Here is a 13397-nt window from a genome sequence, read left to right as displayed (position 1 = left end):
CTCCGGGCCGACAAGCTCGAGCGTCCGGCCGCGTGTCGTCTCGCGCGTGTCGAAATTCCCCGCCGGGACCGGTATCCCGCGTCCGTGCCTCGCGGGCTGCGAATTCGAATTATCCGTCGTTCCAGAATGGAATCCCACCTGCTTCATCGCCGAATTCGGCGCTCGGGCGTTGTCGGGGGTGACGGGCCGATCGTAGGGTCGGGCCGAGGGGTCGAAAGCGTGCTGTTGGCACTGGTCCATTGATTTCGAATGTCCCGTCGGGGGCGGATCGCAGGGAGGGCAGGATGACCGGCGAGGCCGAGGCGCGGGAGAGTGCCGCCGCGTCCTACAGCTGGAAGGTTTTTCGAATCGAGCCGGACGGTAGGCGTCGATTGCTGGAATCGGGGGAGGGGAAATTCGGCACCGCGGACCCCGCGACCGGGCGGATTTGCCAGGACTACATCCAGGTGGGCACGGCCGTATTCGACCGGGTCTGCGGGGATTTGGTCGAGGAGCACCATGCCGAGGTGCTGGACGCCCGGATCGAGGGGGTCGCGGACCCGGTGCCGGAGGTGTGGAAGGCCGCCATCGCGGTGTGCGATCAGGACGGGGTGGAGCGGATGACCTCGACGGCTGATCTGCGTTACCGTGAGGTCGGCGTCAAGGAGGTCGACGACTACCGAAAAGACCTGGCGCTGTGGGAGAAACGCGAGCGGCAGCGGCACGAGCGATGCCTGCGCGCGATCGCCGCGGCCGGCCGCGAAATGCCGAAGGAGGGGGAGATTCCGCGCCTGGAGGTGGCCGATCCGCGGCTGCGCGGGCTGGTGCTCAATCTGCGGGTCGAGGCCGATACCGTTCGCGAGGAGGTTCCCGACCTCGACCACTGCCGAGAGCAGTTGATGCTCGCGGAAAATACCGTGGCGGCGGCACTTTCGGCCGAGCGGACGGCACAGGCCAAGGGTGATCCGGCCGAGGCCCTGCACGCCCGCGCCTACGTCGAACGCTGGACCCCGCGCATCGCCCGCTGGGCCGCCTACCTCGAACTGACCACCGAGGCCTATGCCGACGCCGCCTCGGTCGACGCCCTCGCCGACCGCCTGAGCCTGATCACCCCGCCGATGGAGTGTTGATCGGCGGCGGGGTTGGGACGGCGGCGGTCAGCAGGCCCTGGGCGCGCATGGTTGCGCGGGCCTCGGCGGGCACCGGGCGGCCGAGCTCGGTGAGGAGGCGGGCGGTGTCGGTGGTGGTGACAGACCAGCCGTGGGCGGTGAACCAGCTGACGGCGTCGGCCTGAATCTCGTCGAAGTGCCACATGTTCTCCACGTCGCCCCGCGCGCCCATCTCGCGGTAGCGCCGGGCGGCATCCTCGCGTAACTTCGCGAGCTGCTCGCCGGTGAGCGGCGCGGCATTGAAGTTGGCCGCGAAGCGGCTGCCGGGGGCGCTGTGCGCCGCGATGTTCTCGAACAGGGCGAGCACCGCGTCGGCGGGGAGATAGGGGAGCAGGCCCTCGGCGATCCAGACGGTGGGCCGCGTCGGTTCGAAGCCGTTGTCGGACAACGCCTTCGGCCAATTCTCGCGCAGATCCACCGGTACCTCGCGGCGGGTGGCAACAAGTGGGTGGTCGGCCAGGGCGGTGGCCTTGAAGCGCAGTACCTTGGGCTGATCGATCTCGAAAACCGTGGTGCCGGTAGGTAGTTCGAGCCGCCACGCCCGGGCGTCGAGGCCCGCGCCGAGTATGGCGAGCTGGCGCACGCCCTCGGCGAGGGCCCTGCCGATCACGTCGTCGCAGTACCGCGTCCGCGTGATCATGAAGCCGCCCATAACCTCGCGCAGTCGCGCGAATTCCGCCGTCGAGCCGCCGTACCGGCCGTCCAGGACCTCGATCCACTGCGCCACACCCGTTGCCCGGACCAGGATTTCGGCGTAGGGATCGGTGCAGACCGCATCGGGGCGGTGGCTCTCCAGCGCGCGCATGGCTGCGGCCCCGATGGCGGTGAATGCCGCGCCGGTGGTGATGTCGTCGTCGATGGGCATATCGGAATCCTCCCCAATAGAGAACGGGGCGTTCTCTGTAATGGTGGCTAGGCTAGCACAGTTAGAGAACGGTGCGGACACTAAGGAGATCGATGAACGCGGCCCGGCCCGACCACCGCTCGCTGCCGCGACGGCGCGGCGACGCGCTGCTCACCGCCATCTTCGACGCGACGCTGGCCGAACTGTCCGACAGCGGATACGCCCGGCTGTCAATGGAGCGGATCGCGGCCCGCGCACGCACCGGTAAGGCGTCGATCTATCGCCGCTGGCCCACCCGAGCCGAATTGGTCGGCGCGGCACTGGGTCACGTCGTGGCCGATCGGCCGCACAGCGTGCCCGATACCGGTGGCCTGCGCGGCGATCTGCTCGCCGTGCTGCGCGCGGCCGCGGATCGGCTGGAGGGGCCGTTCGGCGAGGCGACCCGCGGCCTGTTCGCCGAGACCATGGCCGATCCCGAGGCCACCCGCCGCGCCCGCGAGGGCATGATCGCCGCCCGCGACCGGGTGCTCTCGACCGTCATCGCCCGGGCCGTCGAGCGCGGGGAGGCGGGCGCCCATGCCCTGCATCCGCGGCTGACGGGACTGGGTCCCACCTTGCTCACCCAGCACTTCCTGCTCGACGGGGTTCCGATCGGCGACGAGGTGATCGAGGAGATCCTCGATCTGGTCGTTCTGCCGCTGCTCGCACCCCGCTGATGTCGAGTATCAACTGGTTGTGTAATCTCTCAATCGCTGGTTGAAACAGAAGGCAGAAGGTGTCATGGCTGAGCAGGTCGAGGTGCGGGCGACCCTGGACGTGCTCGCGCAGCTGGTCGAGCCGCTGGCCCGGGCGCTGCGGGCCGAGGTCGTGGTGCACGATCTGACCCGGCTGCCGAATTCGGTGCACGCCATCGCGGGCGGGCTCACCGGCCGGACGGCCGGGGCCCCGGCGACCGATCTGCTGCTGCGGCATCTGAACGCGGGGGCGGTCGGCAATCTGATCGACTACCCGACCGAACTGCCGCACGACCGCCGCGCGCGCTCGAGCACGATCATCGTCCGCTCACCCGCCGACGGCACTCCGCTCGCCGCGCTGTGCCTCAATATCGACGTGACCGATCTGGCCGAGGCGCATCGACTGCTCGGCGCGCTGCTCGGCGAGAACGCGCGGCCGGTCCACGAGCCGCTCGAGACCTTCCCCCGCAGCGTGGGCGAGCTGACCGAGCGCATGATCGCCGAGGCCCTGGCCGACACCGGGGTTCCGGTGGAACTGATGAAGAAACAGCACAAGATCCAGGTCGTGGCGCGGCTGCGCGAACAGGGGGTGTTCGCGGTCAAGGACGCCGTCGAGACTGTCGCCGAGGCCATCGGCGTCACCCGATTCACCATCTACAACTATCTGAACGAGCTCGAAGGCGAGGAGAGCGCATGACCGCCGCCGACACCACCGATGTCGTGGTCGACATCAATCGATACGACCCCGTGCATCGGCAGTGGCTGGCGGAGGCGATCGCGAAGGTCCGCGCGGATGCCCGCCGCTCCTCCGACACCCATCTGCTGCGCGTGCCGGTGGCCGCGGTGCCGGGCGTGGACCTGTATCTGAAGGACGAATCCACCCATCCCACCGGCTCGTTGAAGCATCGGCTGGCCCGCTCGCTGTTCCTGCACGCCCTGTGCAGCGGCTGGATCCGGCCGGACCGGCCGGTGATCGAGGCGTCCAGCGGTTCGACCGCGGTGTCGGAGGCGTATTTCGCGCGGCTGATCGGGGTGCCGTTCATCGCCGTCATGGCGCGCGGCACCAGCCGGGAGAAGGTGCGCCTGATCGAATTCCAGGGCGGGCGTTGCCATTTCGTCGACAATGCCAACGAGGTGTACGACGTGGCCGCGCATCTGGCGCGTGAGCTCGGCGGGCACTACATGGATCAGTTCACCTTCGCCGAGCGCGCGACGGACTGGCGCGGCAACAACAATATCGCCGAGTCGATCTTCGAACAGCTTGCCGAGGAACGGCATCCGGAGCCGACCTGGATCGTCGCGACCGCGGGTACCGGCGGCACCTCGGCGACCATCGCCCGCTACATCCGCTACACCGGCCGCGCGACCGGCCTGTGCGTTGCGGACCCGGACAATTCGGCGTTCTTCCCGGCGTGGCGCGACGGTGATTCCGGTATCACCACCGAAATCTGTTCGCGCATCGAGGGAATCGGCCGCCAGCGGGTGGAGCCGAGCTTCGTCTCCTCGGCCATCGACCGCATGATCCACGTCCCGGACGCGGCCGCCATCGCGGCGGTGCACGTCCTGGAGCAGCTGATCGGGCGAAAGGCTGGCGCCTCCACCGGAACCGGGCTGTGGGCCGCGTTCCACATCATGTCCGAGATGGCCGCGGCGGGCCGCGGCGGCAGCGTGGTCGGCCTGCTCTGCGATCCGGGCGACCGCTACATCGACAAGTACTACGCCGCGGATTGGCTTGCGGCCCAGGACATCGACATCGCGCCGTACGCCGCCCGCCTGCGCGGTTTCCTGGAGTCGGGTCGGCTCAGCTGAGCAGCAGCCGCACCACGGCGATCGTGCCCACCACCACGATCACCGCGCGCAGGGCATTGGGCGCCAGCCGTCGGCCCACGGTCGCGCCCAGCTGACCGCCGATGATGGAACCCACCGCGATCAATCCCGCGGCCTGCCAGGACACCTCCGCGACGAAGACGAAGATCACCGCCGACACGGCGTTGGCCAGCAGCGCGAGATAGTTCTTCACGCCGTTGAGCCGCTGGATGTCCTCGTGCACGAACACTCCGAGCAGACCCATCAGCAGCACGCCCTGCGCCGCGCCGAAATAGCCGCCGTACCCGCCGGTGCCGAGGACGGCCAGCCACAGCAGCGCTCCGCCGTGCGCCGGTGCGGCACCGCCCTGTTCGCGCCGCCGCTTCACCCACCGCGACAGCCGCGGCTGCACCACCACGAGCACCAGCGCCGCGACGATCAACACCGGCACGATGGCCTTGAACGCACCGGGCGGCAGGGTCAGCAGCAGCACCGCGCCCGCCGTGGCGCCGAGCAGCGTCGCGCTGCCCAGCCGCAGCAGCCGGACGCGCTGACCGGCGAGTTCGCGCCGATAGCCCCACACCCCGCTGACGCCGCCGGGCACCAGGCCGATCGTGTTCGAGACATTCGCGGTCACGGGCGGATAACCGAGGGCCAGCAGCACCGGGAAGGTGATGAGCGTGCCCGAGCCGACGATCGTGTTGATGCCTCCGGCGGCGATACCGGCAGCGAAGACCGCCAGCTGTTCTATCCAGGTCATACGTGTTCCTCACGTCCCGTCGGGCCCGGCCCGTACAAGCGTTTGCGCAACCCGACGCTATAGGTAGGACGAATCGTTTTCCTGTCGACCTGTCTTTCCAGCCGTGATTGCGGGCCTGTAAACTCTTGATCATCATGCAGCGGGCACTCCTTCTCGGCCGCCGCGACGGGGTCTGATACGGACCGGCTCCCGTCGCGGGGTTCAGCTGTGCCGGTCGACCCGAATTCGGGATCCCACCCACACCCACGGAGAACATCGCATGTCACCCGCTGACGCCTTCGTATCCGCCACGCGCACGATCACCGCCCCGTCCAAGCCGGCGCCCGTCGACCAGCCCGCCTGGAACAAGCAGAAGAACTCCTCGATGCCGACCTTCCGGTACCGGCCGTTCGCCGAGGAGGTCGAGCCGATCGCACTGCCCGACCGCACATGGCCGGACCGGGTCATCGACCGCGCTCCGGCCTGGTGCGCGGTCGACCTGCGCGACGGCAATCAGGCCCTGATCGATCCGATGAGCCCGGCCCGCAAGCGCCGTATGTTCGATCTGCTGGTGCGGATGGGCTACAAGGAGATCGAGGTCGGTTTCCCGTCGGCCAGCCAGACCGACTTCGACTTCGTCCGCGAGATCATCGAGGACGGCGCGATCCCGGACGATGTCACCATCCAGGTGCTGACCCAGTGCCGCCCGGAGCTGATCGAGCGGACCTTCGAGGCGTGCCAGGGCGCGCCCAACGTGATCGTCCACTTCTACAACTCGACCTCGATCCTGCAGCGCCGCGTGGTCTTCCGCGCCGATCGCGACGCGGTGAAGAAGATCGCCACCGATGCCGCGCGGCTGTGTCTGGAGGTCGAGAAGCGCTACCCGGACACCAACTGGCGCTACGAGTACAGCCCGGAGTCCTACACCGGCACCGAGCTGGACTACGCCCGCGAGGTGTGCGACGCGGTCAGCGAGATCATCGCGCCCACCCCGGACAAGCCGATGATCATCAACCTGCCCGCGACGGTCGAGATGGCCACCCCCAACGTCTACGCCGACTCGATCGAGTGGATGAGCCGCAATCTGGCGCGGCGCGATTCGATCGTGTTGTCGCTGCATCCGCACAACGACCGGGGCACCGCGGTCGCGGCCGCCGAACTGGGCTATCAGGCCGGGGCCGATCGCATCGAGGGCTGCCTGTTCGGCAACGGTGAGCGCACCGGCAACGTCTGCCTGGTGACCCTGGGGATGAATCTGTTCTCCCGCGGCGTCGATCCGCAGATCGACTTCTCCGATATCGACGAGATCCGCCGGACGGTCGAGTACTGCAACCAGCTGCCGGTGCACGAGCGCCATCCCTACGGCGGCGATCTGGTCTACACCGCGTTCTCCGGCAGCCACCAGGACGCCATCAACAAGGGCCTGGACGCGATGAAAGCGGCCGCGGACGCGGCGGATTCGGATGTCGACGACATCACCTGGGAGGTGCCGTACCTGCCGATCGATCCGAAGGATGTGGGCCGCACCTACGAGGCGGTCATCCGGGTCAACTCGCAGTCCGGCAAGGGCGGCGTCGCCTACATCATGAAGACCGACCACGGCCTGGTGCTGCCGCGACGGCTGCAGATCGAGTTCTCCCAGGCGATCCAGCGGATCACCGACGGCGAGGGCGGCGAGGTCACGCCGAAGGAGATGTGGGACGTCTTCGCCGAGGAGTACCTGAACCCGATCCTGCCGCTGGAACGCATCCGGCAGAAGGTCACCGCCTCCGAAACCGACGGCGGCACCGACCATATCGACGTGGTGGTGAAGGTCGACGGCGTCGAGCAGGAGATCTCCGGCGAGGGCAACGGCCCGCTCGCGGCGTTCGTGGACGCGTTGTCGACCATCGGCACCGAGGTGCGCGTGCTGGACTACTCCGAGCACGCCATGTCCTCCGGTGACGACGCCCAGGCCGCGGCCTACGTCGAATGCTCGATCGGCGACAAGGTGACCTGGGGTGTCGGCATCGCCACCTCGATCACCACGGCCTCGCTGCGGGCCGTCGTCTCGGCGGTCAACCGGGCCCACCGGGCCCGCTGAGGGGCCTCCCGGCTGCCGTCGTTCCCGCACTGTTCCCAGCCGTTGTTCCCGCACGCTTTTCGCGGGAACAACGGCTGTGGATCACATGTGGATAACTCTGGGCGGTAAGGGGTATGGACCTGGTCCGCGACGACACGGGTAATCGGACAGCGTGCTAGCTTGGAGCTGCATTAGCGCCGAGCTCTCTGCTCGAACCTCGAGCAGATGGGGGAAACGTGACGACTGACGACAACTCGACCCAACCACCCTGGTTGCAGAATCACGGGGTGGACGTGGCCGCCGAGAAGGACGACTCGACCTCGAAGCCGGCGCACGACGACACGGCCGACGACGCCGCGGCCACGACCACCGACGATGCGGCCCCCGAGCCGGAGCGGGCCGATGACGGCGAACCGGCCGCCTCCGGAATCTTCCCGCCGGTGCCGGATGCCATCGAGCAGACGACCTTCCAGCCCGGCCCGCAGTTCGGGCAGGAGCAGCCCGGGGGTCCCTTCGCGGCGCCGCCGGCCGGTTTCGCGCCCGGCCCGTTCGCCGGGCCGGGTCCCGGCTTCCCGTCGACCGGCAACTTCCCGGTGCCCGATCAGTATGGGCCGGGCGATCCGAACGCCTACGGCGGGCCGAACAACTTCGGCCCCGGCGATCCCAACGCATTCCCGCCCGGTGGGCCGAATGCCTACGGCCACGGGGGTTCCGGTGATCCGAACGCCTTCGCGCCGGGTGGTCCCGGTGACCCGAATGCGTTCGCGCCCGGCGGCCCCGGCGACCCGAACTCCTTCGCACCCGGTGGTCCCGGGGATCCGAATGCGTTCGCGCCCGGTGACCCGAACTCCTTCCAGCCCGGCGGCCCCGGTGACTCCTTCCCGTCCGGCTACGGCGAGGTGCGGCACGAAACGCCGTACGGCGAGATCCGCCAGGAGATCGGCCCGGACGGCATGGTGCGCCGTGTCTTTCCCGAGGACGGCGGCCAGGCCGCGCCGGAGCCGACCGGCGGCAATCAGGAGCAGTACAGCTGGGCTCCGCCGCCGCTGCCGCCCGCGCCGCAGCAGATGTACCCCCAGCCGCCGCTGCCGCCCGTCCCGAACTGGCACGGCGGGCCCGCGGCCCCCAATCCGCCGCAGCCGCAGCAGCTTTCGGGCTTCCAGCCGCAGCACCTCGGACAGCCGGGGCAGCCCGCGCATTCGGTCAACGACCTGAATCTGCTCAAGCGCGCCCGCAAGGCGCCGCGCAGCGGATGGCGCCGGGCGGTGCACAAGGTGACCGGCGGCGCGATCAATCCGGGCGAGTCGCCCGCGGATGTCGTCCACCGCGAGCTCGTCGAGCGGGTGAACCAGCCCGTGCGCGGCGATTACCGGATCGCGATCCTCTCGCTCAAGGGCGGGGTCGGCAAGACCACCACCACGGTCGGTCTGGGCTCGACGTTCTCCTCGCTGCGCGGTGACCGCGTCATCGCCATCGATGCCAATCCGGACCTCGGGACGTTGGCGCACCGGGTGCCCCGGCAGACCCGCTCCACGGTGCGAAACCTGTTGGAGGACCAGCACATCAGCCGGTACTCCGACGTGCGGGCGCACACCTCGCAGGCCCCCAGTCGACTGGAAGTGCTTGCCAGCGAGCAGGATCCGGCCGTGTCGGAGGCGTTCAGCGAGGAGGACTACCGCCGCGCGATCGCCATCCTGCAGCAGTTCTACAACATCATCCTGACCGACTGCGGTACGGGACTGATGCATTCGGCGATGAAGGGCGTGCTGGACATGGCCAGCTCGCTCATCCTGGTGACCTCCCCGGCCATCGACGGCGCCCGCAGTGCCTCGGCCACGCTGGACTGGCTCGAGCATCACGGCTACGGCAAGCTCGTCGAGCGAACCGTGGTGGTGGTCAACGCCTCCCGTCGCGGCGCCTCCACGGTCGACCTGGATCAGCTGCGCAAGCTGTTCCTGGACCGCACCCGCGCGGTACAGGTCGTCCCGTTCGACGATCACCTCGCCGAGGGCGCGGAGATCGATCTGGAACTGGTCGGCAAGCCCACCCGCCGCGCCCTGCTGGAACTGGCCGCCATGGTCGCCGACGACTTCGGCTACCACCTCCCGCAACCCCCGTACCCCGGCCAGCACACCTATCCGGGCGGCCCCCAGAATCCGTACCCGGGGAATCCGTACTCGCACTAGGTTTCGGCGGCGAGTGCGCTGCCGCGCACCGCGGCGACCGCGGATTCGAAGGCCCGCAGGACCACCCCGATGGCCGGTCGCGCCGCGGCGTGCGGCCGGGAGGCCAGTTCGTAGAGCCGGGCCGCCCGCACCCCGGCCAGGCGCAGTACCACCAGATCCGGGTGGCGCACGGCGTAGCGGGGCATGAGCGCCACCCCGTAGCCGGAGGCGACCAGTTCCTCGATGACGTTGAAGTCGTTGAGGCGCTGGGCGATTCGGGGCTGCACGCCGGTCACGGTGGCGATCGAGCGCAGCACGTCGTCGACCGGGAAGCCGCCGCGCACGCTGAGCCAGCTCTCCTCGGCGAGTTCGGCGGGGGTGACCGCCCCCTGCCGGGCCAGCCGGTGATCGGGGGCGACCACCACGTCGATCGGTTCGCGCATGAGCATTCGCGAGGTCACCCGCGGCCCGGTGAGCGCGGGGGCGCGCTCGTCGCGGTGGGTGAGCACCACGTCGTAGTCGGCGAGCAGGCGGGGCACCTCGATCGGCGGCACGTCCTCGTCGCGCGCCAGGATCTCGACACCGCTGCCGCTCAGTTCGGCCAGCACATGTGCGAGCAGCAGTGCCGCCCCGGACGGGAACAGCGCCACCCGCACCTGTCCGCGCGGTGAACCGCGATACAGGGCCATCTCCGCGGCCGCCCGTTCCATCGCGGCCAGCACCTCGTCGGCGCGCACCACCAGCGCGCGCCCGGCATCGGTCAGCCGCACCCGCCGCCCGTCCGGCTCCAGCAGGGGCACCCCCGCCTCGCGGGCCAGCACCTTGAGCTGTTGGGAGACGGCCGACGGCGTCATCGACAATGCCTCCGCGACGGCCGCGACTGTCCCGCGATCGGCCAGCTCCCGCAGCACCCGCAGTCGCTCGACGGCCATGAATCCGCCTCCGCCGCTGGGGATCTCCCGTTCGCCCTCGCGCATGCTCGTGTCGATTCCCTGCTCCCGTGGCCCGGCCGATGGCACTCTTCAGTTCTACTACATCATTTCTCCACTTATATTCGATAGTCCTTATTAGTTGTGCATTTCATGATTGGCGGCGTGGGTTACCGTGATCGTCTGCTCGGCCTGGCCGTCGTCGTGCTGTGGGGGCTGAACTTCCTCGCGCTGCACGTGGGCGTGGAGCATTTCCCGCCGTTCTTCTTCGCCGGGCTGCGCTTCGCGGTGCTCGCGATCCCGGTGGTGCTGCTGGTGCCGCGGCCGCGGGTGCCGCTGCGATGGCTGCTGCTCTACGGCGGCGGATTCGGCATCGCGCAGTTCGCCTTCCTCTTCACCGCCATGCGGGCCGGGATGCCGATCGGGCTGGCGTCGCTGGTGCTGCAGAGTTCGGCGCCGTTCACGGTGGTGCTGGGTGCGCTGCTGCTGCGCGAAAGGCTGCGCCCTACCCAATTTCTGGGCCTGGCGGTCGCGGTGGCCGGAATGGTGGTGATCGGGTGGGATCGGGCTCAGCACGCCACGATCGGGCCGGTGCTGTTGACCCTGGCGGCCGGATTGGGTTGGGCCTTCGGCAATATCGGCTCCCGGCTGGCCGCCGCGGACAGCGGGGCGCAGCGGGTCGATCCGCTGCATCTGACGCTGTGGATGGCGGTCGTGCCGCCGGTGCCGATGTTCGCGCTGTCGGCACTGGTGGAGGGGCCGGACACCGGGTTACGGGCGCTGCTGGACTCGTTCACCCCGTCGGGCTGGCCCGCCCTGGCCGCGCTGGGCTACACCGCGGTACTCGCCACGCTGGTCGGTTCGGGTCTGTGGACATATCTGATGAGCCGCTACCCCGCGGGCACGGTCGCGCCGCTGTCGCTGCTGGTGCCGGTGGTCGGAATCGGCGCGGCCTGGGCCTTTCTGGGTGAGCGGCCGACCCCGCCGTCGTTGGTGGGTGCGGTCGTGGTGATCGCCGGCGCGTTCGCGGTCACCTCCGCGCGACGGCCGGGCGTCGCCGCGGTGGAGAAGGCGGCGGGTCTGGCGCTCAGCAAATAGCTCGATCGTGCTCGGGGCGAGCGAATTTCCCACCCAAGCGACGCGCGTCGCGGCTATAACGCCTACAGTTGGCCGCGGCGTGGAGGTCGGCGAGAGATGGCAGATCAGCAATCGATCGTTTCGCGGAGAACGGTACTTCGCGGGGCGGTGGCGGCAGGTGTGATGACAGCGGGCGCGTGGACCGTGCGCCCGCCGCGCGCGGCGGCCGAATCCGGTCGGCGGGTGGCGATCTTCGGTGGCGGCGTTGCCGGCCTGACCGCGGCACATGAGCTGGCCGAACGCGGTTTCGCGGTCACCGTCTACGAGCGGCGCGCGCTGGGCGGCAAGGCGCGCAGCATCCCGGTTCCCGGCTCGGGCCGCGACGGGCGGCCGGATCTGCCGGGGGAGCACGGATTTCGCTTCTTTCCCGGTTTCTACAAACACATTCCGGACATCATGCGACGAATCCCGTTCCGGGACAATGCAAATGGCGTCTGGGACAATCTGGTTCCGGCCACCGAGGCGCGTTTTTCCCGGGCCGGAACCGACGACATCCTGCTGCCCATGGGCCGGACGGGCAAATCCTGGTCGAATCCGGACGATTTCCGCCAGACCGTCGGATCGGTCATCGCCACCTCGACCAGGATGCCGATGACCGACGCGCTGTATTTCGCCAATCGGCTGCTGGTCTTCAACACCAGTTGTGACGCCAGGCGTTTCGGCCAGTGGGAGCAGTTGTCCTGGCGCGATTTCGTCGGCGCGCGCGGACGCTCGGCCGAGTTCCGGACGCTGATGTCGCGCACGCTGACCACGCTGTTGGTCGCGGCCAAGGATGATCACGCCAGCACGCGCACCATCGGCAATATGGGCGAGCAGTTCCTCGGCAATCCGCTGGAGGTCGGCAACGACGGCCCGCTGGACCGGTTGCTGAACGGGCCGACCAGTGAGGCGTGGCTCGATCCGTGGGTGGATCGGTTGCGGCAGCTGGGCGTTCGATTCGAGCATGCGGAACTGCACGGCCTGGACGTGGCCGGTCGGCGGATCGCGGGGGCGCGGATCAGCGGCGGCGACGGCGCGGCGCGGACGGTGGCGGCCGACCATTTCGTACTGGCCGTGCCCATGGAGGTCGCGCGCGGCCTGTGGACCCCCGAGATCCTGACCGTCTGGCCGGAGCTGGCGGCCATGGATCGGCTGATCACCAACTGGATGACCGGAATCCAGTTCTATCTGCGCCGCCCCACGGCCATCGCGCGCGGGCACACCGCCTATATCGACTCGCCGTGGTCGCTGACCTCGATCGCGCAGAACCAGTTCTGGCCGCGCACCCGGCTTTCCGGCTATGGGGACGGATCGGTACACGACTGTCTGTCGGTCGACGTGTCCGACTGGAACACCCCCGGCTTGCTGTACGGCAAGCCCGCCAAGGAGTGCACCCACGACGAGATCGCCCGCGAGGTGTGGGCGCAGTTGCAGGCGCATCTGCACGGTCCCGCCGCGCTGCAGGACGAGGATCTGCACTCGTGGTTCCTGGATTCGGGCATCGGCTGGGATGCGGCGCGGCGGGTCAACACCAACGCCGATCCGCTGCTGATCAATACCGCGGGTTCCTGGTCGGCCCGGCCGCAGGCGCACGGCGCGCTCGAAAACCTCTTTCTCGCCGGGGATTACGTGCGCACCACCATCGACCTGGCGACCATGGAGGGGGCCAGCGAATCGGCCCGCACCGCGGTGAACGCACTGCTGGACGTCGCGGGCTCCGACGCGCCGCGCTGCCGGGTGTTCTCGCTGTACCGCGCACCGGAGCTGGAACCGATGCGGCAGCTGGACGCGACCCGCTACGCGGCCGGACAGCCGAACATGTTCGACGGGCCGGTCTAGAAAAACCTGGCCGCA

The 13397-nt window shown here is 69.3% G+C and carries 11 protein-coding genes; 8 read left to right on the top strand and 3 right to left on the bottom strand.

What is annotated here, in order from left to right; all coding sequences use genetic code 11:
* Window positions 1-284: 284 nt before the first annotated feature.
* On the top strand, window positions 285-1109 hold the full coding sequence (locus NDR87_RS06670) for a hypothetical protein (protein WP_251909611.1): 825 nt from the start codon (window positions 285-287) through the stop codon (window positions 1107-1109).
* On the opposite strand, the gene NDR87_RS06665 is transcribed toward NDR87_RS06670, so the two are convergent.
* A complete protein-coding gene (locus NDR87_RS06665) occupies window positions 1087-2013 on the bottom strand; it encodes an SAM-dependent methyltransferase (RefSeq protein WP_251909613.1) in 927 nt (308 codons plus the stop codon). The genes NDR87_RS06670 and NDR87_RS06665 overlap by 23 nt on opposite strands.
* A gap of 92 nt (window positions 2014-2105) precedes the next feature.
* Here NDR87_RS06665 and NDR87_RS06660 point away from each other — a divergent pair, with 92 nt between their 5' ends.
* The 3 genes from NDR87_RS06660 (at window position 2106) to NDR87_RS06650 (ending at window position 4535) form a co-directional block, all read left to right on the top strand.
* A complete protein-coding gene (locus NDR87_RS06660; RefSeq protein ID WP_251909614.1) occupies window positions 2106-2708 on the top strand; it encodes a TetR/AcrR family transcriptional regulator in 603 nt (200 codons plus the stop codon).
* A gap of 64 nt (window positions 2709-2772) precedes the next feature.
* A complete protein-coding gene (locus NDR87_RS06655) occupies window positions 2773-3423 on the top strand; it encodes a transcriptional regulator (RefSeq protein WP_251909616.1) in 651 nt (216 codons plus the stop codon).
* Entirely contained in the window at window positions 3420-4535 is a 1116-nt protein-coding gene (locus NDR87_RS06650; RefSeq protein ID WP_251909617.1) for a PLP-dependent cysteine synthase family protein, read from the top strand. Before NDR87_RS06655 ends, NDR87_RS06650 begins: the two co-directional genes overlap by 4 nt.
* On the opposite strand, the gene NDR87_RS06645 is transcribed toward NDR87_RS06650, so the two are convergent.
* A complete protein-coding gene (locus NDR87_RS06645; RefSeq protein WP_251909618.1) occupies window positions 4528-5292 on the bottom strand; it encodes a sulfite exporter TauE/SafE family protein in 765 nt (254 codons plus the stop codon). The genes NDR87_RS06650 and NDR87_RS06645 overlap by 8 nt on opposite strands.
* A gap of 259 nt (window positions 5293-5551) precedes the next feature.
* Between NDR87_RS06645 and leuA the strand changes: the two genes are divergently transcribed.
* Entirely contained in the window at window positions 5552-7354 is a 1803-nt protein-coding gene (gene leuA, locus NDR87_RS06640; RefSeq protein ID WP_251909620.1) for a 2-isopropylmalate synthase, read from the top strand.
* Between the two features lie 215 nt (window positions 7355-7569).
* Window positions 7570-9519, top strand: a complete 1950-nt coding sequence (locus NDR87_RS06635) for a MinD/ParA family protein (protein WP_251909621.1) — start codon at window positions 7570-7572, stop codon at window positions 9517-9519.
* On the opposite strand, the gene NDR87_RS06630 is transcribed toward NDR87_RS06635, so the two are convergent.
* Window positions 9516-10430: a LysR family transcriptional regulator gene (locus NDR87_RS06630; protein ID WP_251910183.1), complete on the bottom strand. Its 915-nt coding sequence runs from the start codon at window positions 10428-10430 to the stop codon at window positions 9516-9518. The two genes, NDR87_RS06635 and NDR87_RS06630, sit on opposite strands and share 4 nt — an antisense overlap.
* A gap of 150 nt (window positions 10431-10580) precedes the next feature.
* Between NDR87_RS06630 and NDR87_RS06625 the strand changes: the two genes are divergently transcribed.
* Window positions 10581-11525, top strand: a complete 945-nt coding sequence (locus NDR87_RS06625; RefSeq protein ID WP_286013120.1) for an EamA family transporter — start codon at window positions 10581-10583, stop codon at window positions 11523-11525.
* A gap of 162 nt (window positions 11526-11687) precedes the next feature.
* Window positions 11688-13382, top strand: a complete 1695-nt coding sequence (locus NDR87_RS06620) for an FAD-dependent oxidoreductase (RefSeq protein WP_251909624.1) — start codon at window positions 11688-11690, stop codon at window positions 13380-13382.
* The last annotated feature ends 15 nt before the right edge of the window (window positions 13383-13397 follow it).

The organism is Nocardia sp. CDC159 (genome assembly GCF_023740735.1).
Classification (GTDB): Bacteria; Actinomycetota; Actinomycetes; order Mycobacteriales; family Mycobacteriaceae; genus Nocardia; species Nocardia pulmonis.
The sequence above is the reverse complement of the archived record's forward strand: the minus strand, read 5'-3'. Positions and strand labels throughout refer to the sequence as shown.